The 26,347-nt window shown below is 57.9% G+C and carries 28 protein-coding genes; 7 read left to right on the top strand and 21 right to left on the bottom strand.

Annotated features, from left to right (window positions below):
• Positions 1 to 368: 368 nt before the first annotated feature.
• Entirely contained in the window at positions 369 to 3,383 is a 3,015-nt protein-coding gene (polA, locus tag AC6EI9_RS05690) for a DNA polymerase I (protein WP_498469541.1), read from the bottom strand.
• Between the two features lie 24 nt (positions 3,384 to 3,407).
• Positions 3,408 to 4,583 (bottom strand): efflux RND transporter periplasmic adaptor subunit, encoded by a 1,176-nt coding sequence (locus tag AC6EI9_RS05685; protein WP_498469934.1) that lies wholly within the window; start codon positions 4,581 to 4,583, stop codon positions 3,408 to 3,410.
• Between the two features lie 99 nt (positions 4,584 to 4,682).
• Here AC6EI9_RS05685 and ychF point away from each other — a divergent pair, with 99 nt between their 5' ends.
• A complete protein-coding gene (gene ychF, locus AC6EI9_RS05680) occupies positions 4,683 to 5,774 on the top strand; it encodes a redox-regulated ATPase YchF (RefSeq protein WP_498469540.1) in 1,092 nt (363 codons plus the stop codon).
• Between the two features lie 548 nt (positions 5,775 to 6,322).
• Here the strand turns inward: ychF and AC6EI9_RS05675 are convergent.
• The 3 genes from AC6EI9_RS05675 to AC6EI9_RS05665 all read right to left on the bottom strand — a co-directional run bounded on the left by AC6EI9_RS05675 (position 6,323) and on the right by AC6EI9_RS05665 (position 7,992).
• Positions 6,323 to 6,856 carry a hypothetical protein gene (locus tag AC6EI9_RS05675; protein ID WP_498469539.1) on the bottom strand — a complete coding sequence of 178 codons (534 nt, stop codon included), beginning with the start codon at positions 6,854 to 6,856 and terminating at the stop codon, positions 6,323 to 6,325.
• Between the two features lie 123 nt (positions 6,857 to 6,979).
• Positions 6,980 to 7,549 carry a peroxiredoxin gene (locus AC6EI9_RS05670; RefSeq protein WP_498469538.1) on the bottom strand — a complete coding sequence of 190 codons (570 nt, stop codon included), beginning with the start codon at positions 7,547 to 7,549 and terminating at the stop codon, positions 6,980 to 6,982.
• 125 nt (positions 7,550 to 7,674) lie between these two features.
• Positions 7,675 to 7,992 carry a hypothetical protein gene (locus AC6EI9_RS05665; protein WP_498469537.1) on the bottom strand — a complete coding sequence of 106 codons (318 nt, stop codon included), beginning with the start codon at positions 7,990 to 7,992 and terminating at the stop codon, positions 7,675 to 7,677.
• 36 nt (positions 7,993 to 8,028) lie between these two features.
• Between AC6EI9_RS05665 and AC6EI9_RS05660 the strand changes: the two genes are divergently transcribed.
• Positions 8,029 to 8,400: a SemiSWEET transporter gene (locus tag AC6EI9_RS05660; RefSeq protein WP_498469536.1), complete on the top strand. Its 372-nt coding sequence runs from the start codon at positions 8,029 to 8,031 to the stop codon at positions 8,398 to 8,400.
• Here the strand turns inward: AC6EI9_RS05660 and AC6EI9_RS05655 are convergent.
• Both AC6EI9_RS05655 and AC6EI9_RS05650 read right to left on the bottom strand, forming a co-directional pair.
• Positions 8,397 to 9,074: a Coq4 family protein gene (locus tag AC6EI9_RS05655; RefSeq protein ID WP_498469535.1), complete on the bottom strand. Its 678-nt coding sequence runs from the start codon at positions 9,072 to 9,074 to the stop codon at positions 8,397 to 8,399. The genes AC6EI9_RS05660 and AC6EI9_RS05655 overlap by 4 nt on opposite strands.
• Positions 9,040 to 10,242: an MFS transporter gene (locus AC6EI9_RS05650; RefSeq protein WP_498469933.1), complete on the bottom strand. Its 1,203-nt coding sequence runs from the start codon at positions 10,240 to 10,242 to the stop codon at positions 9,040 to 9,042. The genes AC6EI9_RS05655 and AC6EI9_RS05650 overlap by 35 nt, the downstream gene beginning before the upstream one ends.
• A 155-nt stretch (positions 10,243 to 10,397) precedes the next feature.
• Here AC6EI9_RS05650 and AC6EI9_RS05645 point away from each other — a divergent pair, with 155 nt between their 5' ends.
• On the top strand, positions 10,398 to 11,948 hold the full coding sequence (locus tag AC6EI9_RS05645; RefSeq protein ID WP_498469534.1) for an alpha/beta hydrolase: 1,551 nt from the start codon (positions 10,398 to 10,400) through the stop codon (positions 11,946 to 11,948).
• A gap of 31 nt (positions 11,949 to 11,979) precedes the next feature.
• Here the strand turns inward: AC6EI9_RS05645 and AC6EI9_RS05640 are convergent, their stop codons facing one another.
• From AC6EI9_RS05640 to AC6EI9_RS05600, 9 genes are all read right to left on the bottom strand, one after another.
• Complete coding sequence (locus AC6EI9_RS05640) at positions 11,980 to 12,999, bottom strand: ABC transporter permease (RefSeq protein WP_498469533.1); 1,020 nt, start codon at positions 12,997 to 12,999, stop codon at positions 11,980 to 11,982.
• Complete coding sequence (locus AC6EI9_RS05635; RefSeq protein WP_498469532.1) at positions 12,999 to 14,654, bottom strand: ABC transporter substrate-binding protein; 1,656 nt, start codon at positions 14,652 to 14,654, stop codon at positions 12,999 to 13,001. The genes AC6EI9_RS05640 and AC6EI9_RS05635 overlap by 1 nt, the downstream gene beginning before the upstream one ends.
• Before the next feature lie 16 nt (positions 14,655 to 14,670).
• Complete coding sequence (locus AC6EI9_RS05630) at positions 14,671 to 14,913, bottom strand: DUF8657 domain-containing function (RefSeq protein ID WP_498469932.1); 243 nt, start codon at positions 14,911 to 14,913, stop codon at positions 14,671 to 14,673.
• A gap of 130 nt (positions 14,914 to 15,043) precedes the next feature.
• A complete protein-coding gene (locus AC6EI9_RS05625) occupies positions 15,044 to 16,360 on the bottom strand; it encodes a homoserine dehydrogenase (protein WP_498469531.1) in 1,317 nt (438 codons plus the stop codon).
• Positions 16,361 to 16,424: 64 nt separating this feature from the next.
• Positions 16,425 to 16,871, bottom strand: a complete 447-nt coding sequence (locus AC6EI9_RS05620; RefSeq protein ID WP_498469530.1) for a SufE family protein — start codon at positions 16,869 to 16,871, stop codon at positions 16,425 to 16,427.
• A gap of 7 nt (positions 16,872 to 16,878) precedes the next feature.
• Positions 16,879 to 17,343 carry a hypothetical protein gene (locus AC6EI9_RS05615; RefSeq protein ID WP_498469529.1) on the bottom strand — a complete coding sequence of 155 codons (465 nt, stop codon included), beginning with the start codon at positions 17,341 to 17,343 and terminating at the stop codon, positions 16,879 to 16,881.
• A 143-nt stretch (positions 17,344 to 17,486) separates the two neighbouring features.
• On the bottom strand, positions 17,487 to 18,023 hold the full coding sequence (locus AC6EI9_RS05610) for a 5-formyltetrahydrofolate cyclo-ligase (RefSeq protein WP_498469528.1): 537 nt from the start codon (positions 18,021 to 18,023) through the stop codon (positions 17,487 to 17,489).
• A 62-nt stretch (positions 18,024 to 18,085) separates the two neighbouring features.
• Entirely contained in the window at positions 18,086 to 18,859 is a 774-nt protein-coding gene (locus AC6EI9_RS05605; RefSeq protein ID WP_498469527.1) for a class I SAM-dependent methyltransferase, read from the bottom strand.
• Between the two features lie 125 nt (positions 18,860 to 18,984).
• Positions 18,985 to 19,170 (bottom strand): hypothetical protein, encoded by a 186-nt coding sequence (locus tag AC6EI9_RS05600; protein WP_498469526.1) that lies wholly within the window; start codon positions 19,168 to 19,170, stop codon positions 18,985 to 18,987.
• An 877-nt stretch (positions 19,171 to 20,047) separates the two neighbouring features.
• On the opposite strand from AC6EI9_RS05600, the gene AC6EI9_RS05595 reads away from it, so the two are divergent.
• The 4 genes from AC6EI9_RS05595 (at position 20,048) to AC6EI9_RS05580 (ending at position 21,733) form a co-directional block, all read left to right on the top strand.
• Positions 20,048 to 20,194 (top strand): DUF2973 domain-containing protein, encoded by a 147-nt coding sequence (locus AC6EI9_RS05595; protein WP_498469930.1) that lies wholly within the window; start codon positions 20,048 to 20,050, stop codon positions 20,192 to 20,194.
• 118 nt (positions 20,195 to 20,312) lie between these two features.
• Positions 20,313 to 20,453, top strand: a complete 141-nt coding sequence (locus AC6EI9_RS05590) for a hypothetical protein (protein ID WP_498469525.1) — start codon at positions 20,313 to 20,315, stop codon at positions 20,451 to 20,453.
• Between the two features lie 567 nt (positions 20,454 to 21,020).
• The gene (locus tag AC6EI9_RS05585; RefSeq protein ID WP_498469524.1) at positions 21,021 to 21,179 is read left to right on the top strand and encodes a hypothetical protein; all 159 of its coding nucleotides are present in this window, start codon (positions 21,021 to 21,023) and stop codon (positions 21,177 to 21,179) included.
• Between the two features lie 164 nt (positions 21,180 to 21,343).
• Positions 21,344 to 21,733 carry a lipopolysaccharide assembly protein LapA domain-containing protein gene (locus tag AC6EI9_RS05580; protein WP_498469523.1) on the top strand — a complete coding sequence of 130 codons (390 nt, stop codon included), beginning with the start codon at positions 21,344 to 21,346 and terminating at the stop codon, positions 21,731 to 21,733.
• Here the strand turns inward: AC6EI9_RS05580 and AC6EI9_RS05575 are convergent.
• The 5 genes from AC6EI9_RS05575 to AC6EI9_RS05555 form a co-directional block, all read right to left on the bottom strand.
• On the bottom strand, positions 21,725 to 21,862 hold the full coding sequence (locus AC6EI9_RS05575) for a hypothetical protein (RefSeq protein ID WP_498469522.1): 138 nt from the start codon (positions 21,860 to 21,862) through the stop codon (positions 21,725 to 21,727). The genes AC6EI9_RS05580 and AC6EI9_RS05575 overlap by 9 nt on opposite strands.
• Positions 21,863 to 22,187: 325 nt before the next feature.
• Positions 22,188 to 22,652, bottom strand: a complete 465-nt coding sequence (ruvC, locus tag AC6EI9_RS05570) for a crossover junction endodeoxyribonuclease RuvC (RefSeq protein ID WP_498469521.1) — start codon at positions 22,650 to 22,652, stop codon at positions 22,188 to 22,190.
• Between the two features lie 19 nt (positions 22,653 to 22,671).
• The gene (gene bchI, locus AC6EI9_RS05565) at positions 22,672 to 23,760 is read right to left on the bottom strand and encodes a magnesium chelatase ATPase subunit I (RefSeq protein ID WP_498469520.1); all 1,089 of its coding nucleotides are present in this window, start codon (positions 23,758 to 23,760) and stop codon (positions 22,672 to 22,674) included.
• On the bottom strand, positions 23,757 to 25,130 hold the full coding sequence (locus tag AC6EI9_RS05560; protein WP_498469929.1) for a DUF3370 domain-containing protein: 1,374 nt from the start codon (positions 25,128 to 25,130) through the stop codon (positions 23,757 to 23,759). Before AC6EI9_RS05560 ends, bchI begins: the two co-directional genes overlap by 4 nt.
• Before the next feature lie 38 nt (positions 25,131 to 25,168).
• A complete protein-coding gene (locus AC6EI9_RS05555; protein ID WP_498469519.1) occupies positions 25,169 to 26,323 on the bottom strand; it encodes a serine hydrolase in 1,155 nt (384 codons plus the stop codon).
• Positions 26,324 to 26,347 lie beyond the last annotated feature (24 nt).

The following is a 26,347-nucleotide window of genomic DNA, read 5'->3' as shown; positions in this document are numbered from 1 at the left end:
TTCTCATGGCTCTTGAGTGGTGCTCATCGCGTGCTCGATGAAGAGTGTTGGTGAATGACTCCTAATTGCTGGTTCATTGCTTGTTCTCAGAGGAGCCGGTTGAGTCTTGATTTTTTATTGTTTTTTCAAGACTATTTCGATCGCAAAATAGATTCCACTCAAGCGCTTGTGCCAATCGTACGGCTGTCTCTAGAATGGCTTTGTTGGATCCTGGGATCAGGTGGATGATGCATCCAGACTGGATGGGCGTTATTGCTCTGTTAACAATCATCGTCTCAGTCACTGTGATTGGCTATCGCGAAGGGCATTCGATCCTGAAGCGACGCGTTTGATCGTGTCCCGCCTCTTGCAGGCTGATCCCATCACTGTCATTTCGCGTCCATCCAGTTGGCACCGAGGCCGGTTTCAGCCACCAGAGGCACGCTCAGTGTCACAGCATTTTCCATGGTGTTGACGACAAGCTGTTGAATCGGCTCCAGAGCATCTGGATCCACTTCAAGCACCAGTTCGTCGTGCACCTGCAGCAGCAGTCGTGCCGGGAGTGCCTGCTGTTCGATGGCAGCCTGCAACTGGATCATGGCCCGTTTGATGATGTCGGCGCTGGATCCCTGAATCGGCGCGTTGGCCGCAGCGCGCAACTGCTGAGCCTCCATTCCGCCTCGACGAGCCACATCCAGATCGATTTCCATCGGTTCCTTGCCCAGCAGACGGCCCAGTCCGTTGCGATCAAAGTGGAAAGGGCGTCGCCTGCCCATGATCGTTTCCACGTAACCGCGACTGAGGGCGAGCCGTTCCTGCAGTTCCAGAAAGGCGAAGACTTTGGGATACCGCTCGCGGTAACGCTGCAGGAAATCCTTGGCCTCTGCCTGGTTGACACCGGTTTCCCGTGCGAAGCGTTGGGCCCCCATTCCGTAGATCACTCCGAAGTTGATCGTCTTGCCCAGGCGTCGTTCGTCGCTGTTGACCTCCTCCTTGTCGAGCAGCAGCCGTGCTGTCAGGGCATGCACGTCGTCTCCTTCCCGGTAGGCCTGTTGAAGGACGTCCTCACCGGAGAGGTGGGTGAGGATCCGCAACTCAATCTGGGAATAATCGGCGCTGAGCAGCGTCCAGTTCTCCTGGGGCAGGAAGGCCTTGCGGATGCGTCGGCTGTAGTCCGTGCGGACGGGAATGTTCTGCAGGTTGGGATTACTGCTGCTCAACCGGCCGGTGGCCGTGACCGCTTGATTGAAATCGGTGTGAACTCTTCCCGTTTCTGCTTCCACCAGCTGCGGCAGGGCATCCACGTAGGTGCTCTTGAGCTTGCTGAGCACCCTGTGTTCAAGAACCAGCGGCACAACAGGGTGATCGCCTTCAAGTTTCTCCAGCACGGTGGCATCGGTGCTGTAGCCGGTTTTGGTTCGGCGGGACTTCTTGCGGTCGAGGCCGAGGGTGTTGAACAACAGTTCTCCGAGTTGTTTGGGAGAGGCGAGGTTGAAGTCTGTTTCTGCAGCCTCTTTGGCCTCCTTATCCAGGCGCTGCAGAGTGTCACCCATCTCCCTGGAAAGTTCTCTGAGGTAAGGGAGGTCAATGCGGATACCGGTGGCTTCCATCACGGCCAGAACCGGTTCCAGCGGCAGTTCCACGTTGTCCAGCAGGTTGGGGAGGCTTTCTCCTGTTGCCTGCAGTTGTTGGCGTAGATCGATGGCCAGGCGACGTGTGAGATGGACGTCCATGCCGCAGTACAGAGCAGCCTGATCGAGTGCAACTTCGGCAAAGCAGCTCGCCTTGCCGTCCTTGGGCTTGCCCACCAGATCACTGAACAGGGTCGGCCTGATTCCGTACATCCGGTCGGCCATCGCATCCAGGCCGTGCTTGGCCGCCGCATCTCTCAGATAATCAGCCAGGAGGGTGTCCATGGCCACGCCCGCAAGCGGCAAGCCGTGGCGCAGCAGGATCAAACGGTCATATTTCGCGTTCTGCAGGGCCTTGGGATGTTCAGGGCTTGCAAGCCATGGAGCCATCTGTTCCAGCACCGTCTCGAGAGGAAGCTGCACCAGTGGGCGCTCAGGTTCCAGCGTTGCTTCCGTTTCCGCACGATGGCCAACGGGGATGTAGGCGAGATCGGCATCACCTGGCCCCCAACACACGCCGATACCCACCAGCTGCGCCTTGAACGGGTTGAGATCGGTGGTCTCCGTGTCAAGGGCAACCGGAGCCGTGGCATCGGTGCAGGACTGCAACCGTTGCATCAGATCTTGGAGTGCTGCGTCGCTGCAGATCAGCTGTGGGTTCAGATCCGGTTGGGATGGGCCAGAGGCGTTCTGGTTGAAAGCATCAGAGGCCTCCTGATCGGCTGCTGAAGCATCCTTGGATCCGTCTGCTTGAACGCCGTCCTTGGAAGGCTTGGTCTCAAGCAGGTGGGCGTTCGCCGCCAGACCTCCGGGGGAGAAGGTGGCGACGAAACCTGGAACCTGTCGCACAAGGCTGTTGAGTTCCAGATCCTTGAGCTGTGCCTCCAGTCCATCGCCGTCCACAGGACCCAGCTCCAGAACGGGCTCCTCCGGCAGGGGGATGTCCACCAGGATTTCCGCCAGTTGTCTTGAGAGGTAGGCGTTGTCCCGGTCGGAGCTGAGTTTGCCCTTCAGTGCACCTTTGACAGCCCCTCTGCTGGCCTTGGGGCCTTCCGCCTCGACTTCAGCAAGAACCTTGTAGACGCCATCGAGGTCAAGATTCTCTTTAAGCAGATTGATGGCGGTTTTCGGGCCAACTCCTTTCACTCCAGGAATGTTGTCCGAGCTGTCTCCGGTAAGAGCCTTCAGGTCCACCACCTTGTTGGGCATCACCCCGAGCTTGCCCTCAACACCTGCTTCATCAATCAGGATGGGTCCGCTGCTCTTCGCATAAGGTCCGCCACCCATATACATCACTGCAATGTCGCGCTGGTCGTCCACCAGCTGAAACAGGTCGCGGTCGCCGCTGAGAATTCTCACCCTCCATCCCGAAGAGGCAGCTCGGTTGGCCAGGGTCCCGAGCACGTCATCCGCTTCGAAGCCAGGTGCCAGACAAAGGGGCAGCTGTAGCTGGTTGCGCAGGATCAACTGCAGTTGGTCAAGGTCCTGAAAGAACACATCCGGCGCTACATCCCGGTGCGCCTTGTAATTGGGATCAGCCTTGTGGCGAAAGGTGGGCTCGGCGGTGTCAAAGGCGATTGCCACACCCTGAGGTTTCAGCCCCTTGCAGTTATCCAGAAGAGCCTTCAGAAATCCATAGGTCACGCTGGTTGGGCGTCCGTCCTTCGTGGCCAACCCGCCTTCGCCGCCTTTGCTGAAGGCATAAAAACTGCGGAAGGCCAGGGAATGGCCATCCACCAGCAGCAGCAGCGGTTTCTCCTTGGTTTGTGGCATGGATGAAGGCAGGTTCTGGCTCGGTCAGTCGCGCTGTTTCGCCCAGGGCGGCAGGTCAATGAACACCCGTGTCCCGGGCTTCACACCGGAGAGAATGGCACTCTTGTCGCCGCTGCTGGCACCGAGCTGCACAGGCTGGAATGTGGGCTCATCGTTGTTGCCAACCAGCAGAACGCCTGATTGACCTTGCTCGGTCACGATTGCCACTGTTGGCACCAGCGTGCTGGCGGCGGTGCGTCCGGTCTGGAAGTTCACATCTGCAGTCATGCCGATCCGCAGGGTTGGTGGAGGATCGATCAGTGTGAGCTCCACCTCGAATGAGATCACGTTGTCGGTTTTAAGTGCACGCGGTGCGATGTCCCGCACCTTTGCCGGAAAAAGCTGATCAGGGAAGGAGTCCACGCGAACGGTGGCGTCCTGGCCAATACGAATGCGACCGATATCGCTCTCAGGAACCTTGGCGGCCGCTTCCAGGCCTTCAGACAGCTCCACCAATGAGGAGCTTGTGGCGCCGGCATTGGTTGAAGCTGCTGTGGTTGGAGTCACAAAGGATCCAGGTTCGGCGAAGCGTTCCGTGATGAGCCCGCTGAAAGGAGCCCGGATCAGCAGGTCATTGCCTTCAACGTTGCGTTGTTCAATGCGCTCGCGAGCGGCGGTCAGAGCTTCCTTGCTGCTCAGGAAGGCGGCTCGGAAGCCATCCAGATCCGATGCGCTGATGGCTCCGACATCCACCAGCTGCCGGTTGCGTAAGTATTCGGCCCGCTTGGCTTCATAGTCCGCCTCGGCCTGCCGTTCGAGTGCGGAAAATTCATCCACTCGGTCTTCGAGATCACCGGCATCCATACGGGCCAGGACCTGACCTTTGGTGACGACATCGCCTTCATCGACGAAAAGCGCTTCCACCAACCCACTCTTGTTTGGGCTCACGTTCACCCGTCGGATCGCTTCCAGCTCGCCACTGGCCGTGATCACTCCAGGCAGAGATCCCCGTTCTGCAGCAACGGTGTACTCACTCAACTGACGAGAACGATCAGACCCTGGACCTTGGCTCCAGATCACACCGCCTGCTGTTAAGAGAACAGCGGCTGCACCAGCACCGATCAAGCGACGCCGCCTGCGTTTCAGACCACTAAGACGGCTCAACGCACGCAGGGCTTCGGGTGTGGCCCCAGTTGGGGACTGGCTTTTCTGGCTGCCCATGGCCCCTTCAACATCTTTCGTAACCATTCTCGCCCGTGACCGGACCAATCGTGTTCCGAACGATGGCTGCCAAGGCGCGCCTGCCGATAGATTTCCGCCATGCTTAAAGCCGGAATCGTTGGATTGCCCAATGTGGGTAAATCCACTCTCTTTAATGCCCTTGTAGCCAATGCCCAGGCCCAGGCAGCCAACTTCCCCTTCTGCACCATCGAACCGAATGTCGGCACCGTGTCCGTTCCGGATGCGCGCTTGGAGCAGCTGACTGATCTGAGCAAAAGCGCCGACACCATTCCCACTCGAATGGAGTTTGTCGATATTGCCGGCCTGGTGAAAGGAGCGAGTCAGGGTGAAGGACTCGGCAACAAGTTCCTGGCCAATATTCGTGAAGTGGACGCCATTGTTCACGTGGTGCGTTGCTTCGAGGATGACGACGTCATCCATGTGTCCGGTTCAGTGGGCCCTGTTCGTGATGCCGAAGTGATCAACCTGGAACTCGGACTTTCAGATTTGGCCCAGATTGAAAAACGTCGCGAGCGCCTGAAGAAACAGTTGCGAACAAGCAAGGAAGCGCAGGCAGAGGATGCGGCGCTCGAACGAATTCAGGCTGTGCTCGAGGAAGGAGGTGCTGCGCGCAGCGTTGAGCTCAGCGATGAAGAAGCGCTGATGATCAAACCACTGGGACTCCTAACGGCCAAGCCCATCATTTACGCCACCAATGTGAGCGAAGACGACCTTGCTGCAGGAAATGGTTTCTGCGAGGAGGTGGTGGCTCTGTCGGCGAAGGAGGGTGCTGAAACCGTGCGTATCTCTGCGCAGGTGGAAGCGGAACTGGTTGAGCTTGGCGAAGAAGAACGAAAGGACTATCTCGATGGACTTGGAGTCAGTGAAGGTGGACTGAAAAGCCTGATTCGTGCCACTTATCGTTTATTGGGATTGCGCACTTATTTCACGACTGGTGAAAAGGAGACACGTGCCTGGACGTTCAGGGCTGGGATGACTGCGCCTCAGGCGGCAGGCGTGATCCATACCGATTTCGAGCGAGGATTCATTCGTGCTCAGACCATCGGTTGCGAGAAATTGCTGGAGGCAGGATCGCTTGCAGAAGCACGCAACAAAGGTTGGCTTCGCAGTGAAGGTAAAGAGTATGAAGTCAAAGAAGGCGACGTGATGGAGTTCTTGTTCAACGTCTGATATTTCAGGATCAGCGAGTTTTTTGCGTTGTAAAAGTAGCCTTTTGTCTACGCTGCCGGCAGGTTGGACAAACCTATTCAGTTTTTGCTGTCAATCGCCACAAAGGATCTGGCACTCAATGGAAGGACTCTGATCACTATGATGAGTTTGATGAATTCTGCTCGGCATTGATGAGTTGTTCTGGCTCAATGAGTCCAGTTATGAACATCAAAAAGCCTCTGCGATTGCAGAGGCTTTGTCGGAATGACCTTTCGGCATTCCAGGATTAATCAATTGCCTTGATCAAACGATTCTTGAAATAGAGAGTAACTCTGCCTGAGATGGGTTTTCTGCTTCTTCTGTAGCACATTCATAAATGCAGACAACAATTGCGACAGAGATCACAATTCGCCAAAGTGCAAGCCAATCGAAAGACTGATTTTCGGTCATTTGAGATGTTCAGACAATTATTTTTAGCGACTATCTCGTCGAAGTCAATGCATAATTTTCATGAACTAAGATTGCATTGATGCTGACAGCAGGTAGGGGCATCTCGATAGATCTCCTTGCTATCCATCAACGATTCTTCCGCCAACACACTGGCTAGAAATTGACCAGAGCCCTCCAGCGGCCTTCAGTAAATCACTGTTGTCTTGGAAAATTCGCCCCTTTTGAGCTGCTGTCCAATTCCAAAGTGCAGGCCCTAGTCCAGCAAACAGAACTCGGTTGCTGTCCTGCGGTCGCGGTAATTGTCGATAGGGGTTCCAGAGTTCCGTGTCCTTGAAGAACACTGAAATGCCCTTGGAGCTTTGGTTCTCTCGCTGAAAAGACCACCAGGGGTCCTTGCCTCGCTTTGGTTTCCCCGATTGAAAAACACCGAGTCTTTTGTCGTTTTGAATCAACTCACCTTTGAGCGATCCTGTTGTTCGTTCAGTGAGTTGGATCTTCACCGCAGAACTCTCTTCGCTGGTCAACTCACAGACCAGAGGTAAGGGAATGGCTGTTGCCGGTGCAGCAGCCCAGAGAAGGAAGGGGATCAAGAACTTGCTGCCGATGTGGCCTTTCTTCATGTCTTGTCTCGACCCCCCTTTGGTCTCCACCATTCATGGACTTGAAGGTGGCTGTTCATCATGAGTGGCTGTTCATCATGAGCGGCTGATCATCAGTGTTTGATCAACAGACCTTTGTTTGAACGTCATTCAGGATGAGAGTGATGCGAGCTTCCGTTAGCCGATGAACGCATGTGGCTTGGCAATTCCTGATGATGTACCCCCTTTCAGAAATGCGATCATCGTGTCGGCATCAGAGGATTGGAAAGGGTCTGTAGGACAGTTGTCTGCGAAATCAGGCTCTACAAACATTTTTTCTATGACCATATCGTTCACGAGCATTGAATAACGCCAGGAACGCATTCCAAAGCCAAGATTTGACTTCTCGACCAGCATTCCCATCTTTCTGGTGAACTCGCCATTGCCATCAGGAAGCATGAAAATGTTTTTGGTTCCAAGGTGCTTGTTCCATTGGAACATCACAAATGCATCGTTCACTGAAAGGCAGATGATCTGATCAACGCCGTGGCTTTTGAATTCGTCAAAGAGTTCGTCGTAGCGGGGAAGATGGTTGGATGAGCATGTTGGCGTGAACGCTCCGGGAAGTGCAAAAAGGACAACTTTTTTGCCGCCAAAAATGTCTTTGCTGCTCAGCTCCTGCCACCGGAATGGATTGTCTCCTGCGATGGATTCGTCTCTGACCCGTGTTTGAAATGTGGCGTCAGGAACGTGGGTTGGGTTTGACATGTTTGGGCGCAGTCGGTGTGGCAACTTCCCTCACGGTTTAACCATTCCCGTTTGCCCTGGGATGAGTATTAATTCTTAGGTCGTTAAGGCTGATGGGGTTGCCGTCTGCAGTGTTGTGAGCAGGTTTAGATGGCGTCGATCGCCTCCATGGCGGGAATGAACTGTGGACTGTTCTGATCAAAGTCATTGCAGCTTTTGTTCATCGCTTCACTGGTCAGAGCGACAACGCGAATGGCCTGGGGTGACTGGAGCCATTCCGCTTGTTGCTCCAATCCTTTGTTTTTGATCCAGCTGTTCAGGATGTTCTGGGCTCTGTCGCGGCTGTAGCCGGCGTGCATGATTTTGCATTCTGCAAAAGCAGCCATGGCTGCCATGGCATGTCGCGTTTCTGTTTCACCGGCCTGAACTGGTGGCTGCAGCGCTCCCAGAAGAGCGCTGAGCATCAAGGCTGAGCGCCAGCCGAGTTGCCATCTGCGTGAATGGCTCTGCAGGAACCCAACGCTGGCGTTGACACCGATTGCCATGGCTGCAGCAAGACTGGCGGCAGTTTATGGAGTGCTTCCGCTCCAGTGATGCTCACGATGGATGTGGATGCAATCGGATATGTGGCCGCGGCGCTGACCACCTTGAGCTTCTTTCCGCAGGCCATCAAGACATTGCGTACCGATGACACGCGCTCCATCTCCCTTTCGATGTACAGCCTGTTCACCAGCGGTGTCGCCATCTGGGCGGCGTTTGGTCTGCTCAGTGGGAATGGGCCGGTGATCCTTGCCAATGGATTCACCTTGATCCCAGCATCGTTTGTGCTGCAGAAGAAGATTCGCCACCGCCTGAACGCTGGTGAGCGTTAGTACTCAGCCCCAAACTGTTCACCGACAGCGGGTTTGACTCCCAGCTCTTCGCGCCACTGATGGAGTGGTTTCTCCCAGCCTTCCTCCCAGCGCTGCAGCACAAGAGGCGTCGCTTCCAGGCCAATGCGGCTGCCCACGGCGATCGCTCGGCTGATCTTTTCAAACTCATCCGGCTGGAAGCGAAATGCACGGAACCCCGCCAGCGTGTTCAACAACACATAGGCAGGAAAACCGATCTGGGTTGCCGTGACCGACAGCACTCCCGATTCACCGGCGGTTTCGGTGTTGAATCCACCGATCACGTGATGCAGGTCGTGGGTTGAGGCGATTCGCTGCGTCAGCCAGAGCGCTTCAGTGCTGGTGTCTCTTGGTCGGAAAAAATCTGCGTCGTAGTTCAGTCGGCGGATCATTCCCGCGTAAGCATGACCCAGCGTTCCCTGCGGCAGCTTCTCCAGAGCAGGAATATCAGGCTGGAAGGGTGGATAGCGCTGTTCCACCATCTCTCTGCCACCGGGCAGGGCCTTGAAGCGTTGGAGACACACGGCCATCGCTTCGCTGTCGATGAAGTTGTCGACCAGGTCGCCGACGCTGTCGAGCCCTCCATTGGTCTTGGCCAGTTCCCGCAGAACTGAAAGGTTTTTAACGGAGCGAAGCAATTCGCGGGCTCGGGACATCCTCGTCGTTCTCCAGTGGGGTTCCATCCAGACCCGCTGTATAGCGAGGTCGCACGGTTTTGAGCAGCGGCGTCACAGCCAGGCAGATCACAGCCATCAGCAACCAGAGCTGCACACCATGACCCTGCTGGTCAAGCAAGGTTCCGGCCAGCAGGGGTGCACCGGTGGCACTGATGGCAAAACACTGGGAGAACAGCGCCATGGACAGGCCCCTGTGTTTCAGAGGGGTTTCTTCGACCATGGCTTCGGCGGCACTTGGAAGGAACGCCGCTTCTCCGAAGGCCAAGGGCAACATGGCCAGTGAGATCAGGATCATTCCTCCGCTCCAGAATGCCGAGCTCGCCAGAAGCAGGCAGCCGATCACGAAGCCAACCAGTCCCATCCCCAACCCGAAGCGCAGACTGCGCTTGGCCACCCAGTTGCCCACAGGCCACTGCAGAACAACCAGTAGAGCCAGCTGCAGCGCGATCAGTGCACCGCTGCCGGCTTCGCTCACTGCCGGCCGCGAAAGGCCTCCACGCACCAGATCAAGAGGCAGGGCGCTCTGCCTCAGTGCAATCATTCCTGTGGCAACGATGCTGATGGCCAGCACAGGCAGCAGAGGAGTCAACCAGCGCCATCCATCGGCCGCAGGTGGCTTGGCAGTGGATTGTTCTTGATCGACGTCGTCGAGATGCAACAAGGCCGCTCGCCCGTCGGGCAGAGGTCGCCAGCTCAGCACCAGCAACATCACCACAACGGCCGCGGCTTCCACCAGATAGACCGCACGGATCAGACCGAGAGCTGTGACGACCGCGCCGATCAGTGCGCCCGAGGCAACACCCAGTGCATCAGCGCTGCGAGCCAGTGCATAACCTCTGCTGGACTTGAAGCCCGCACAGCTGAGCGGCACCGCAAGCTCAATCGCCGGGAAATAAAGCCCTGCGGCTAGACCGATCAGCAGTTGTCCTGTGAGATACCCACCAAAACCCTGCGCTTGCAGCAGGATGAAATCAGCAATGAAGGCCAGCACCGCCGCAGCCCGCACCGGCCAGGAGCAGCACAGACCACGATCGAGCAAGACACCGCTCAGCAGACGGGCAGCGGTTCCGATCAGGGCGGCTGCTGCCAGGCCCTGACCAACCTGAGTCGCCGTGAAGCTGGCCTGGTGGAACACGATCGGCGTCATGTAGATGACTCCACCCGCACCCAGCGAAGCCAGGAGCCTGATTGAAGCCAATTCCTGCAAAGGTGCGGGAAACTGGTTCCACCAATGGAGTGGCCTAGGCCTTGCGAAGACGCTCAACAGGACAACGGTTTGCCGTAGGACTGGTTTGCAGTCTGATGCTCGGTGCCCTGTCACCGCGACCTGCTCGTACAGCCTCCGAGTTGGTCGTTCGTCTGGATGGGATGGATCTGCCCTTGTCGATCAGCGATCTGGGGGGATGGCTGCGCGGTGAAGAACGCGGCTCTTCGGAGCTGAGTGTGTGGCTGAACTTGCTCGAGGAGGAAAGCCGTCAGGGAGTGATTGATCTGCTCAAGGCTCCGCTGATCAATGACCGCAGCATGGCTCGCCAGATTCTCAACAGCTGGGCAGGCCGGCGACTACTTGATCAGGTCAGTGATCTGGTGCTGGTTGACGATGATGCAACTGGCCAAACCGTTCAGGTGACGCTTGAGTCGCTCCTCGACAATCGCGCACAGGTCACGACTCTCGATCTGCTTGAGGCACTGCCAGCGAAGCGTGTCCGCCTCGATCTCGATGCCCTGCTCCCGGTCGCCAGCAGCTGGCGGCGTCAGCTGCAACGGCAGCAGGCTCTGGTCAAAACCCTCAATCAACTTCCGGTTTCGTCTCTGACTCAGAGGGTGGATCCTGCTGATCAGGCTGAGAGCGCCTCCAATCGCGCGCTTCAGCGATTGACTTTGCCGGTGGAGCATCGGGATCAGCCGCTGCAGATTCAGCTGTGGCGCCCGCTGAGTGCAGACGGTCGCGAGCGCAGTCATTGGCTCGTGCTGATGCCAGGTCTGGGGGGTAGCCCGGATCATTTCCGCTGGCTGGGACGGGCCCTCAGTCGGCAGGGATGGCCGGTTCTTGTGCTTGAGCATCCAGGCAGTGATGCACTTGCCGTGCAGGCCCTTCTGGAAGGGCGCCGTCCGCCGCCGGGTGCTGAGGTGTTGCCCGATCGCCTGAGAGATCTGGATGCGGTGCTGGCTGCACGCCAGAGAGGGGTTTTCAAGCTTTCTGGCACCCGACTGGTGCTGGGTGGACATTCCCTGGGTGCACTCACGGCTCTACTCGCCGCAGGCGCCGGGCCTGAGATGGGCCTTGGGCGACGTTGCGGCCAGGATCTTGATGACCTTCCGATCAGCAACCTGTCGCGACTGCTCCAGTGTCAGATCGAGGAGGTCTCTCTTCCCGCCGTGCGCCCTCCCAGGCAGCTGGCCGCTGTGGTGGGTCTGAACAGTTTCGGCAGCCTGCTCTGGCCTCGGAGGCTTCCTCTGCCGGGGGATGTTGCTGTATTTCTGAGCGGCGGAACTCTTGATCTGATCACTCCTCCGCTGAGTGAGCAGTTGGGCCTGCTCAGGTCATTGCCCGCCAACCCTGCTTCCCGAGCTGTTTTGGTTGAAGGGGCAAGCCATTTCTCCCCAGTGCGTGTGGAGGGGCAGAGCGGTGGTGGACAGGGCGAGGATGTTTTCCAACTCGGTGAAGAGCTTGTTGGGGTTCAGCCTCTGCGGGTTCAGGCTCAGCTGGAGAGAGAAATCGTGCGCTTTCTTCTTGATCTGGAGCTTGGTCGTGTGTCAGGAGCCGTGCAGGGTGGTGTTGAACATCTGCAGGTGGGCGATCTCCATGTGCATCGTCTGAATCAGACCGGTGCAGCGCGTTTCCTGGATTGAAGCTCCCTGGAGATGCTCTCAACGGTGCAGTTCAGTACCGGACCCTTGGATCCAGAAGGGCGACGAGAAGATCCACAACCACACTGACGAGCACCACCAAAGCGGCGATCACCACCACAATGCCCTGCACCACTGGGTAGTCGCGCTGGTTGATGCTTTCCTGCAGGCGCAGTGCAATGCCCGGCCAGGAAAAGGTCACCTCAATCAGCAGTGCACCGCCAATCAGCGAGGCGACGGTGATTCCGGCAATCGTCAGCACTGGCAGAAGTGCATTGGGCAGTGCATGCCGAAGAACCACCTGGGTTTCGCTCAGTCCCCTGCTTCGGGCCGCCTCCACATAATCAGAGCGAAGGCTGCGATTCAGATTCAGGCGCAGGGCATTGGTGAAGACGCCGCTCAACAGCAATCCGAGTGTGCATGCCGGCAGAACCAAGTGGCGCAGAGCACCCTGAAGTGCTGCCCAGTTACCACTGATCACACTGTCGGCAATCAGAAAGCCGCTGCCGTCCGGCGTAACCATGCCTGGGGGAAAACGACCTCCAACAGGCAGCCAGCCCAGGGTGACGGCAAACAGAAGCTGAGCCAGCATGGCGACCCAGAACGGCGGTAAGGCGTACGTGCCGATGCCGTAGAAGCGTCCTGCCAGATCAATCTTTCCCTCGGATCGGGCAATCGCTGTGAAACCAACCGTCAGTCCGGTCACCGCTGCCACCAGCAGGGCGGTCACGCTCAGCTCCAGGCTGGCCGGAAGCGCCTCTCGGATGATTTGACTGACCGGTTCCTGATTGATCAGCGCCTGGCCTAGGTCGCCATGCAGCAGCCCGCCGAGGAAATCCAGGTATTGCTGCGCCAGTGATTGATCCAATCCCAAACGCGCTCTGAGTGCGGCTTTGGCTGCTTCCGGTGCGCGGCTCCCGAGCACCGCATCCACCGGGTCGCCTGGGGCCACTCGCAGCAACAGAAACACCAGGGTCGCGATCAGCCACAGCATCACTGGAGCTAGGGCCAGTCTTGTCCCCGTGTAGCGAAGCAGCTCTCGACTTCGTCCCATCAGCGCTGCTCCTGCAATCGGGCCAGCACCACCTGACCATTGCCATCGAACTCCGGAGTGGCCAGAGCGGTACTGCTCCAGGCCCTGGGCGTCACGAGCCAGACCGGAATGTAGGCGGCGCCTTCAGCGGCCATCTGCTCCACGCTCTCCAGATCACGCTGTCGTGCATCACCGCGGCTGCGGTCCGACTGCTGCAGGGTTGTCTCCAGGCCTGGCGCTGTCCAGAAACTTCCGCTGATGGCGGCTTCCCCTCTCTTGCAAGTGGACCCCTGCGATTCCTTGCAGCTGAGCAGGGGTGCCAGGTAAGCCTCTGGGTCGGGATAGGCGCCTCGCCAATCGAGCATCACGGCCTGGAAAGCCCCTTCGCCCAGCTGTCGATACACGGTCGTTGATTCCACGCCGTCGAGTTTGAGCGAAAGACAATCGGCCAGGTCGCGTTGAATTTGGGCTTGCCAGGTGAGTGCCATCAGACGGTCTGCGGGCACATTCGATCGGTAGGTAAAGGGCAGATTGAAGACCTTCCCGTTGCAGTACCCCGCCTGAATGAACAGGTTCCTGGCCCTGGCGGCATCGTGCCTTGGCCAGGGCTCGAGATCTCCTCCCGGGAGTCCTGGTGGAACCAGCGAAAAAAGCGGCGGCCGCAATCCGTGGCTGACTCTCTTGTTGATCAGGTCTCGATCGAGGCTCAGTGCCAAGGCCTGACGCAGGACTGGACTCTCAAGTGGTGGTGTGTTGCTCAGCAGCGTGATGTAACCGATCACAAGGGCCGGACCCTGCCCTTCTCGCAAACGCCCCTCAGCGGCCATGCGATTCAGAGCCAGGCGCTGATCTTCGTCGATGGAGTCAGAGAGAAGAACATCCACTTCGCCGCTGCGCATTGCACCGAACAGGGCGGTGGAGTTGCTGAGATAGATCAGATCAAGCCCTGCGTTGCTGGGCGAGGGTCCCCAGTACTGCTTGAAGGGCTCTAATCGTTGCTGAACAGCTCGGAAGCTGGTCAGCTTGTAAGCGCCCGTTCCGATGAAGCGGTCGTTGAGAAATCGATCCTGATGATCCTGATAAGCGCGGGGGGATACAGGGGTCAGGTTGGTGGCTGTGAGGAGATTCTCAAGCGAGCTTGAGGGGCGGCTCAAGCGCAGTCGTAATTGGTAGGTCTCGGGGGCTTCAACTGCGGTGATGCGATCACCGACCACGTAACTGAGAGTGCCGATCTCCAGAAAACGGCGCAGGCTGAAGGCCATCGCTTCCGCATCAAAGCGAGTGCCGTCATGGAAGAGCACGTCTTCACGCAACGAGATCGTCACGGTGCGGCCGTCATCACTGATCTCCGGCAGCTCTGACGCCAGAGCCGGGATCAGTTCCCCTTCGGCTGTTCTTTTGTAGAGGGTGTCGCCGAGAGCGCTGAGCAGTTGCAGAGCTCCGAAAGTGCTGGCCTGAGCCGGGTCCAGAGAGGTGATGCGGCCTGCGCTGGCCACTGTGATCCGATCACTGCGTCTGCCTGGCTGACAGGCGCTCTGGCTGATGCAGAGAGCCAGGGCTGTGCCGAGTGACAAGGCTGTGCTGAGTGGCTGCAGCTGTTTGCAGCATCGTTTCAATGAGGCCAGGCGTGACTGTCTGGGTTGATTGATCACGCCACTGAAGTCAGACGAAGCCATTCAAAGGCCCCGCCTCTTAATCGGAACCAGAGGGCGATGTGATCTGGTCGAGAGCGACCTCAAAGACCGGCGAACCCTGGGGCTTCAGGGGCCACTGGCGGACCCAGCAGCGGTCGTGATCGCCATCGATGCCGATGACCTGAAACAGACCGGCATCACTGCGCAATGTGATGCAGTCCCCCTGATGGAGCCTCATGACGGATCGGGATTCCGACTGATTGCAGCGTTGCCCCTGAAGAACAGAGAGATCGTTCGGCATGAACGTTTTCAGCATGAATCCGCGAATGCGAACCGAAGCTGTGATGGTTCTTACAACTCTGCCTCATCCGGGGGTGCGATTGCCAGGGGCTGCGAAGACCTGCTGATCTGCGAATGGCATCCAGATGGATTCAGAAGCAGCCGAAATGGGCCGCCAGAGAGCGCACTCCAGGCAGAGAAGCAATGGACTGAAGGGCGTTCTGCATCGCTCCATTACCGACTTCGTGAGTGATCACAACGATTTCAGCGCCCTGATCGCAGGCGTCGAATTGCACGATGGATTGGATCGAAACGCCCTGTTCTCCAAAGCAGTTGCCAATCCTGCCGATCACGCCGGGGGCGTCTTCCGTGTTGAAACGCACGTAGTTGCGCTGCCGGATCCGGCTGGTGTCCACCAGATGGCAGGAACGCCAGCTGCTGGCGGCGAGCAGGGGGTCAAGGCCACCATCACTGCTGTTGAGCTGTCGGATGCCGGCAATATTGAGAATGTCGGCAACCACTGCGGAGGCCGTTGGCCCAGACCCGGCACCGGGGCCGTAGAACATCACCCGGCCAATTGGGTCGCCTTCAACAAGGATGGCGTTGTTGACGCCACTCACGCCGGCAAGTGGGTGATCCTTGGGCACCAGCGTGGGCTGGACACGAACGCCCAGAGGCAGGGATCCCATGGGATCCCCATCGCTTTCCAGACGTTCTGCAACAGCAAGTAGCTTCACGCCGTATCCCAGTTGCGTGGCGTAGTCGACGTCCCGCCCCTGCAGATTGCTGATGCCTGTTGTCGGAACGGCGCTGCGTTCGATCGGGCCGCCAAAGGCCAGGCCGGCCAGGATCGCGATCTTGTCTGCGGCGTCATGTCCGTCAACATCTGCGGCCGGATCAGCTTCCGCATAGCCCAGTTCCTGGGCTTCCTTCAGAACAGCTTGATAATCAGCCCCTTCATCGGCCATCCGACTGAGGATGTAGTTGGTGGTGCCGTTGATGATGCCGCTCACCCGCTCGATGCGATTGCTCCCGAGCGACTGCTTGAGCGGTTCGATGATCGGAATGCCACCGCCCACGGCCGCTTCGATTAAGACGTAGACACCAGCGGCCGCGGCTGCGGCTGCGATTTCCTCACCGTGTCGTGCGATCACGGCCTTGTTGGCTGTGACCACTGATTTTCCGGCCGAGATGGCTCGCATGATCAGGGTGCGTGCCGGCTCAATGCCGCCGATCACCTCCACAACCACGTGCACGTTCGGGTCGTCCACGACCTCATTGGGATCAGTGGTCAGGCGATCGGTGGAAATCTCGACGGGGCGGCTGCGCTGCAGGTCACGCACCGCCACCCGAACCAGCTCAAGGTCGGCGATCAGAGGATGGCGACCTTCCGGACTGTTCAGGATGCTTGCCACGCCTGCACCGACGGTGCCGAGGCCAAGCAGGCCGATGCCGATCCTTGTCGCCATGGAGCGGGTCCATTAGTTGCGCTGAGGGGTCGACTTTAGGCAGCGGTCGGTCCGCTGCTTCTGTTCACACCGATTCGTTCAGTGCACTGGCCTGCTGTTGCATCATCCGCAGGATGTTGAGGAAGCCGTTGGCGCGGGATGGTGTGAGGCTGGCGTGAAGGCCTGTCGCTGCGATGAAACCGGGATCAACCGCGATGACCTGTGCGGGGGTGAGGTCGCCAAGCCCTTTGATCAGCAGGGCCAGCAGCCCCTTCGTGATCAGGGCATCGGAATCTCCCTGCCAGTTCAGGCGCCCATCCACCAGTTCCGATGCAATGAAGACCTGGGACACGCACCCCTTGACTTTGCGCTCTTCGGTTTGCAGCTCGGGCGGCATCGAAGGCAGCTTTTTGGCGAGCCAGAGAACGTATTCGTAGCGCTTGCGCGGATCTGATGTGCTGCTCAGTCGTTCGGCGAGTTGATCGAGAGCCTGGCTGCCGTAGCGAGTGGTGGAGCTGCCTGATTCAGCCATGGCTGGGTCAGCGTTGTCGGAGCCTGCGCACCCTAACCATCAGTCCCACCATGCCGACCAGGGCTGGAGCCACGGCCCAGTCCAGACCTCTTGTGTGGCCAGGTTTGATCACGACCTCGTCCAGATTGACCTGTCCCTGTTGAAGAGGAAGGGTGAGGTAGTCACGGTGGCCTGGTCCTCCATCCACCTGCAGGTCCACGAGGCCATCCCCCAGTTCTGGAAGGGTCATGCGCAGCCTGCCTCCGGCATCGATGCGCCCGAGTTCCTCACCGGGTGTTCCGTCGGCCTTCAGGATCCTCACCACTGCTCCATCCACGGGTTCTCCGGTGGAGAAGCTGCTGGTGAGTTCGAGTTGTCCGTCGAGATAGCGGAGGCTGCTCTCCACTCCATGAGCTTCAGCCTGCATGGGCTGAGTGAGAGCCAGCCCCAGTGCTGTGGTGGCCATCAGTGCAAAACGGGATGGAATGGCCATGGAGCGCCTGTGATTGAGGTACCCATCGTGCGGGAGATTGCGTCACTCAACCAGTCCTGACTGAGGCGGATCTGACTCTGTTCAGATGTGCTTGTGGGGCTCGCTCAGCCAGTGATTGAAGCCCCAGTCAGGCTTGCTTGGATTCAAGGCGATGTCTGTTGTAAACCGTTTTCACTCAACCAGCCCTGGAACGGCAGATCCCAGGGGTCCGATGGCAGTGGCTGAACACTCACGCAGGCGCTGGGGAGCACAACGATTGCAGGGACTCCGTTCCAGCTGTCCAGGCAGCGAAGCCGGTCGTAGTAACCACCGCCGTAGCCCAGTCGGATGCCCATCCGATCCACAGCCAGGGCGGGCACCAGCAGCAGAGAAATCTGTTCAGCACTCAGGGCCGGTTGATCCATGGGAGCCGGGATCCCGCAGCCGTCCTGCGTTAGCGGGGCAGCTGTCCAGGCTCGATAGGTCATGTTGCCTTGTCCGTCAGCAACAGGAAGCGCTGTGCTCAGGCCGAGTTCGTTGACAAGGTCAAGACGAAGAGGCGTCAGGTCCACTTCTCCAGGCAATGGCCAATAGAGCCCGACTGACTGGTGCAAGTCACCCTCACTGTGGCGCCGCCTGAGTTCCTGTCTGGCCTGATCTCTGATCCTGGCCTGCAAGGTGGGTTCCGCTTCGAGCGCCATGAGCCTTCGTGTTCTGAAGACCTTTCGAAGATTGGCTTTACTTGCCTCATCAAAGGCCTGCATCAGGGCAAGACCCCCCAGCGACCCATCAGCGGCAGATGCAGTGTCAGTTGGTCTGAATTCCGGGGCCAGATCTGGTTCAGCTCAGAGGACAGATTGTTGAGCAGGGATCGTGCCTGGTCGTTGCCATCAACCTGCTGGCTTGCCTGTCTGAGTGCTGACCAGGTGCTGATGAAGCCAAGAAGGTCACTCTGGGTCCAGTGCTCGGTGATCGTCAGTCCCTGAGGCAGCGATTGATCGCAGACCGGGAACTCCAGATCGGCATAGCAGCTGTCGACATGGATGCGTTCAGGTGGCCATAACGGCTTGAGTCGCTCGTGATAGAGCCTGTTCAGCCAGGTTTGTAACTCCTTCGGTGCGCCCTGGATGGGTTCATAGCCCAGCCAGACCAATAACCCACCCGGTCTCAGAACACGACGGACTTCTCGGTTGAAGCGCTCCACATCCAGCCAGTGAATGGCTGCAGCAATCAGCACGGCATCCACGCTGTCGCTGCTCAGATGAGACTGTTCCGCCGCTCCCTGTCGGTAGTGAATGCGGGGATGTTGTTCCGCTGCCGCAATCTGCTCGGGAGAGAGGTCTGTCGCTTCAACTCGGTCGAACCAGCGGCTTAGCCCGATGGAGGCCTGACCACTCCCGCAGGCTGCATCCCAACAACAATTCAGGGCGCTGGCCTGGCCTGCCATCCAGGCGAAGAAGGCATCCGGGTAGCGGGGCCTGCAGCGCGCGTAGTCAATCGCTACAGAGTCAAACCAGCCTTTGTCCGTCACTGGCATCAGCAACTGAACGGTATGGATGAGGCTGCAAGAGGGATCCAAAACTGGTTGCTCATCTTCAGCAGCGTTGCAAGATCGGGTGGTTGCGAATCTTTTCGCAGTAGAGCTGCATCAAGCCTTGATGTTCAGTTGTCCTGAAAGGTGCATTCCAGCAGCGCAGCCGTGAGCAACGTTTTCATCTCCTGCAGGTTGTTCTGCTCGACAGGGTCCCCGCCCGACCATCGATCGAGCTGATGACTCACTGCACCAAGAAGCAGGCGCAGCCCTGCGGCATTGAGGGTGAGATCGATTGTGCTTTCGGTCCGGTCCATCACAGCCCCACCAAGCGTTGCAACCCTCGTAATTCTGCACCCTCTCCACAATCTGTTCTCCCACGACGGGCAGAGATCTCAAACCCACGGCCACTGTGTTGTCGCCGTGCTCAAATGTTGTGTTCAAACGTTTTATTCAAACCTTTCGCCTGTCAGTCGTTCTGAACTGTTGAGTCAGCTGTTGAACAGCAGTCAAGTCTGTCGTCAGTGAAGCAGACAAAACTCGACACATTGTATGCAGAAAAGATAAGTGCTGCTCTGCTCTTTCTTTTGTGGATAACATTGAAATCATCAGAATCAGGCTGGTTTGCCAACAGTTCAAGGCCGATGAGCTCTGATGTTGTGAGCAGTATTCAAGCTTCATCGGTTGTCTGATTTCATTTGTGAGTGAATTGATATGAGAGATCAGGACCAGCTGCTCCGGCAGAAAGGTTTGCTGTGAACAGATTGAGGGCAATGCTTCTCGCAGCCTGGAGCATCTCAAGAGTCTGCGGCTTCCAGGGCACCTTTGACTGACTGCCTGATTGGCAGTCAGTCAGTCAGTCGAGCGATCCACGTTTCTCTTGGAAGCGAAACGGGCACTTGCCCTGCTCCATCTGCCGAGATCGGGTTGACAGCGGTGAAGGCCATCCAGCTGAGGCGTCAACACTGGATCCCAGCCATCGGCATGGATCAGACTGTGTGCTGTTTCCCGAGCTGAATCAAAAGTCGGCTGACCGTGTCATTTGCATGACGGCCCTGAAAACATTGCTGCCAAGGCTGGAGGCCTGGTTTCACTAGTGTTGCGGCACGCATCAGTCAGTCAGTGTTTCCAGCTATTAACGCGCTTGCCTACACAGCATTTCTTGCCTTCGTGGTTGTTCAGGCTGTGCGATTGATGCGTCTATCTCTCAAACCACAAGACAGAACAGGGCTCAAAACCACTCACCCAGAACTCTTCGATCAGAACGGCAGTGTGACCAAGGAGAAACTGCTTGTCGTGCGTTTTGACCGACCCAAGCCTGTGCTCCCATCAGAGCTGTAGTGGCTGGGGCCCTTCAGAATTCCGATCCCGTTTTCGATCCCGATGACGACTGTTCTCTCTCCTTCTCTCCGATTCTGATGATCTGACCCGGCCGCCTGGGCTTCGGCATAATGATTCCATGATCAAGATCATCTGGCTGCTTGCAACGGTCTATTTCATGAGCCGACTGGTGAAAAAGCTCATGGCTTCCATGAAAGAGATCAAGCGAGAAGAGGATTTCAATGCAGGTGATGCGGTTGTGGATGTTGAAGCTGAGTGAAGGATCGGGGGCTCGCTTGTTTGTGACATCCACTCACTGCCAGGTGATGGTGCATCGATAACGGGTGTTGAAGCCAGCCGTTCCAATGTCTTCGCAGGATGTGTCGGTGACGGTCGCTCCCTGAGGGACTTTTGACATCAGTCGGTTGATCGTGATGTCTTTATCGACACCTTCCGCAGTGGAAGATTGAATATTCGCCAAGGCATTCGTTCCTAGAAGTATTGAACTAGCGAAAAAAATTATGAACGGTTTCATGCCTGTTTCGGCTGACTGATCGAAACCTAGCAAGCAGCCCGATGGATCAATATCAGACTTGTTTTTTCATGAATGAACGTCGCTTTGTCTCTGGGTGATCAGCATCTTGCTGTTGTCCTTTGCTCAAGGTCTCTGATGTTCATGGACGCTCCTTCTCAGGCTTCGCAGCCATGGTCTCTGATGTTGGATCGAATAGAACACCACGATTTTTTTGTTTTTTCTTAGGGCGCAGCGTCCACGGCGAGGGGGTTGCACTCGCCAGATTCCCCTCAGCAAAAGGTCGTGGTTGCTGTGCCGTCTTCTGAGATTCCCTTGACCATCGAACAGCAGTTTCGCGTTGAACGTGCCTGTCGCAAGATTGACGAGTGCAATGACGTGGAGGCTCTCAAGCAACTCTCGAAAGCGCTGATTGTCACAGCGGCCAGGGAGAGAGCTTTCTCACGGGTCGTGATGGAACGGCTCAAGGAATGACCACGCCCAGTCGATGAAAGTGAAGCGTTTCAAGATGGTGGCCTGAGGCTTCCTCGTTTCGTTAACGACTTTGTCGCTGCCTAACGAACTTCATCCTTTCAACTGTCTTTGGCTCTCAGCTCACAACTGGTTACGTAGTTTTTGGTCCTCAAGCCACTTGGACCATGCGTCAGATCAATTTCACCCTGATCTTCGTCTTCGGTCTGAGCATGGTGTTCTTCACGCTGGAAAACACGGCTGCAACAACCGTGCATGTGCTGCCGGGTCTGAAGTACACAACACCTCTTGCAGCATTGCTGCTGTTGGCTGCGGGGATTGGCGCGACGTCCGCCTGGCTGTTTGCTGCATGGAGTGGAATGCTGAACAGCGTGGATCGCTTCAAGCAATCCAGTGATTTCGATGCCCAGCAAGTGCGCATCCAGGAGTTGGAAACCGATCTGAACCGGTACAGGGCAACCGTTGAAACGCAGCTGGGCTTGCTCCCTTCAGCAAGTTCTGATGAAGGAGAAGCAATGGAGGAGTCTCCAGCGGTGCAGGTGTCCAGCTCAGACTGAGCGCTGCTCCATCGTCCAGAAAGCCGGGGGCAGTCCCAAGGCCAGTGACAGTCGCAGGCAGGCCATGGTTCGGATCTTGGTCCACTGCGCACATTTTGTCGTTGATGTGAGGCTTGATTGGAGCGACATCGATCGCCTGTCGATGGGTTCGGCTGAGACGCTGAGGGTCAAAGAATTCGACACCGCTGAGCTTCTGGACTCTTTGAGCCCATCCTGAGTGAATGATTTGAAGCTCATCGATGGACATGAATTGCTCTTGTCTGGTTCTCCACAATTTGGCAAGGTTATCAACAATTACTTGTGGAAAAGTGCCAATAATTCAGTCTTCTCTCACCAGGTCTTCATAGAGTTTTAGTTGATTATCAGACCGTTGTCGTTAACGGTCTTCCGTTGAAGACGTGATCAGCAATCCTCCGCTTCACAGTGGCTTGTTGAGTTCGTATCGAGGTCTTCTCTATCGCTGAAACCATCCCGTCAATGCAACGGCCAGTGCATCTGCAGCGTCGTCGGGTCTGGGGGGAGACTCAAGGTTGAGCTCGCGCATCACGGCCTCAAGAACTTCATCCTTGTCAGCATGGCCATGGCCAGTGAGAGCCTGCTTGATTTGCATCGGAGGAAACTCAACGATCGGCAGTCCGAATCTGCTGAGGGTCATGATCACCACACCACGCGCTTGAACAACGGCGATGGTGTTGCTGGATCGGTAGAAGAAAAACTTTTCCACGGAGGCCAATTCCGGGCGCCAGGCCCTGATCAGCTGACGTAAATCTCGGGCAATCTCCACCATCCGCGCGCCTTCTGAATGACCAGGATCGGTGCGGATGATGCCGCAATCGAGCATGGTCTGCTGACCGCCAGAGGTGTCAATCACCCCGTAACCAACGCGGGCGAGACCGGGGTCGATACCGAGAATGCGCACGCCTAACGGTGGAAGAGCATCAGGCGGCGAGGGCCAGTTCGAATTCGGCTCTGTCGCTGCTCTCGCTGCGCTCGAACACTTTGCAGAACACTTTCACCACACGATCACCGGAATCGATCTGCTCCAGGGGGTCTTTGCGCAGTCTGTGGCGCAGACAGCACGACGCCACGCGAGCGACATCCTCTTCCGTGACTTCAGTTCGGCCTTCGAAGGCCGCCAGGGCTCGTGCAGCCCTGTTGGTGACGATGTCACCCCGGAGGCCGTCGACATCCAACTCGCCACACACAGCGGAAATCCTCAATCTCAGGTCATCGTCGATATCAACATGGTCCAGCCTCTGCTGGGCTTCCACGACCCGTTCCTGCAGTGCCTTTTGTCCTGCTTCAACTGAGGAGCTGAATGCATCAGGGTCCGTGTCAAAGGCTGTGCGCTGGTCCACCACCTGAACACGAAGCTCAGGGTCTCTGACTGTCCGCACCTCAACACTCATTCCAAAGCGGTCGAGGAGCTGGGGGCGCAGTTCGCCTTCCTCAGGGTTGCCGGAACCGATCAGCACGAAACGGGCTGGGTGGCGCACAGACACGCCTTCCCGTTCAACCGTGTTCCAGCCTGACGCCGCGGAATCAAGCAAGACATCGACCAGATGATCATCCAGAAGATTGACTTCATCGACGTAAAGCAAGCCTCTGTTTGCCTTCGCCAGCAAGCCTGGTTCGAAGGCCCTCACACCTTCGCTGAGGGCTTTTTCGATGTCGATGGTGCCGCACAGACGGTCTTCGGTTGCGCCTAGCGGCAGATCAACCATGGGCACCTGACGGTCTTCTGTCGCCAGGGCTTCCCCATGCTCGAGGCGCTGACGCACATCGCTGCTTTGGAGATCAGGATCGGTTGGTGAGCTGTTGTAGGGGTCTCCGGCGACAACTTCGATGCCCGGCAGCAGGTCCGCCAGTGCCCGGATCGTGGTCGACTTACCTGTGCCCCTGTCACCCATGATCATCACTCCGCCAATGCGGGGATCGATCACGTTCAGCAGCAGAGCAAGTTTCATTTCCTCCTGACCGATCACGGCCGTGAAGGGAAAAACTCTGCGCTTGCGCGGTGAACTCACGGACGATCGACTGGTGCTTCTGTGGATTGTTTCACAGGTCGGAGAGACAACACCTGGGGAGGGGTGGCATCCGCTGGGTAAATCAGGCGGACGCGCACCGAACGTTGTTGCCCTGGATCAAGGGTGATCTGCCCAAGTTGGGGGCCCTCTTGACCCCGTCGCAGCACCAGGTGAAACCGTCGACGCCCGCTGGGACGCCCTGCTTGTCCATCCAGCCCGCTCACCTCGATTGGTCCACGGAACATCACCGGACCGCTGTTACTGCGGCTGAACGCCAGTTGGCCGTTGCCGCTGTTGTTCTTGTCAGGGGATTCCAGACTGATCGCCACTGTTCGCTGCTGTGATCCCTGATTGCGGAGAGGAAGCGTCAGGTCGTACTCAACGCCGTAGTTGCCGTGCGCTGCCCAGGCGGTGCCTGGATCAAAGGCTTTCAGCTCTGCTGTCTGGATGTGTTCTGTCTTCAGGTCACCGCGTTCCAGGCTGCTAATCGGCCAGGAGATGGGAGCTTCCTCGACGTTCAGGTGGCTGGATTCTGGATCGGTCAGGGTCGCCCTCCAGGTGCTGCCGATCTGAACACCGCTGACCCGTGAATAAACAATCCTGCCGCGGGCGCCGCGCGGGGTTGGCTGGTGTTCCTTGGGACTCTGCCGCCCTTCACTCAGCAGCTTCCTCCACCGGTCTTGTCCAGGAACCTTTTCACCGTTTCCATAGGCGGCGATGGTTGCAATATGGACCGGACCTGAGCTTTGAAGTCGCAGCTGCAGGTTGCGACCGTTGAGAAGGGGGTCCAGTCCCGAGACTGGGATTGGCAGCACGACCAGGGGGCTGACCGATCCAGGCGCAATCTGCCATTGCCGCTGGAGTTCATCCGCGACGTCTCCGCGCAGCAGGTCGCCGGCCACCTTGCTGCCAGGACCGGAGGCAATCGCTGTCCCTGATTCAGCCATCAGGGCGGGCAGCGGCAGAAATGGTGATGCGGTTTGGCCCTTCAGGGTTGCCTGCGAAAGGGAGGTGCTGCCATCGAGAAGTTGCAGAGTCACCGGAACGTCTCCAGCTGGTTCGGCGACAACAGCAAGCCAGAGAGTGGAATCCAGCTGATCGGTCTGGCCGGCGTAGACGTGATGGCTGAATAGATCGAAGCGACCGTTCAGCGCCACATTTAGGCCCGGCGCCTGAGGAAAGGTCGAGACAAGGATGCCTTCCCCGGTGATCAGTTCAGGGTTGTTGTCATTCACCATCAGCACGTCATCCAGCTGGCCTGGGAGTGCACGGACCTGGCTGTGGCGAGTCAGGGTTTGGTCAGCCGGTTTCTGCTGGTCCGCGGCAAGCGGTGGTGGTGCAAGCAACGTTGTCATGGACGCTGTGGCCATGGTCAGAACGGCCAGCGCCTGCAGGCGGATGAGACGTGTCATGGTTCGATGCTGGCGGCACTTCCCGTGGAACGGGCAACTGCGGGTTTGGGTTTGAGAACCGGCGCCATCGCGGCTGCCAGCTTGCGGATCAGCTCGGTCGAGCGGGGATCGTTGAAGGGCCCCTTCACCAGGAAGGCGGCAACGGCTCTGCTGCCATCAGGCAACTCAATCAAGCCGGCGTCGGCGTAGGCGATTCCGATGTCCCCGGTTTTATTGAGCACTCTGTATCCCTTCACCATCAGGCTGTCGTCAGGCTCTCCCTGGCGACCGCCAAGGCCACGCAGCAGTCCCCGCGGCAGAAGGGTATTGGTGATCGATGTGCCCATCACCTCACGGAACAGATCACGGCTGCGGATCGAGAGCGCTTCCCCGGTGTCAACGAGTGCGATCGATCGCGCCAGGTCTCTGGCACTGGTGCTGTTGGTGCCCTTGAGATCGGGCAGCCAATCATTCACCCTTGTGGCGCTCAGGCCCAGAGCATTGAACCGGGCATTCAGGGTCTCCTGACCTCCCAGGCGTTCGATCAGGAGGTTGGTGGCGGTGTTGTCGCTCACCCGGATCATCTCAGTGGCAACTTCATGGGTCGGGAACCGGGTGCCAAGCGGTTTCGATGCCATCCATCCAGCCCCCCCGCCCACCACGGTTTTGCTGAGTTGCAGAGGTTCGTTCCAACTCAAGCGACCCGCATCAAGCTCCTCAAGGGTGACGAGCAGGATCGGGGTTTTGATGGAGCTGGCAGCCGGCAGCGCGGTGTCAGGCTCCAGTTGCGCGTAGCGCCCGTCGTCCAGCACGAGCATGAAGGCGCTCACCTTCAGGTCGGGCTGTTCTGCTGCCAGTGTCTGCCAGCGCTCACTCAGAGGCTTGAGTTCATTGCGGGTCTCGAAACGGCCCAGGGATTCGGTGCGATTCAGGGACGTGGTTGCGCTGCTGTCGGCACCTGCTCCAGGCTTGGCATTGCTCTCTGGGGTCTGCTGGGATAACGGCAGCCACGCAGGCAGTGCAAGATCTCCGGTCTCAACGGCTGGGCCTGCCAATTTCAGCAACGACCCCGTAATCACGCCAAGGCCCACCCCCATCAGAACAAGTCGCAGCACAAGCCGCAGAGGACGTCCCCAGCCAGGGTTTTGGCGTCTGGATCGACTGGAGCCCAAGGAACTGCGCGAGAAAGCCAGAGA

This window comes from Synechococcus sp. MIT2312 (assembly GCF_059772315.1).
The sequence above is the reverse complement of the archived record's forward strand: the minus strand, read 5'-3'. Positions and strand labels throughout refer to the sequence as shown.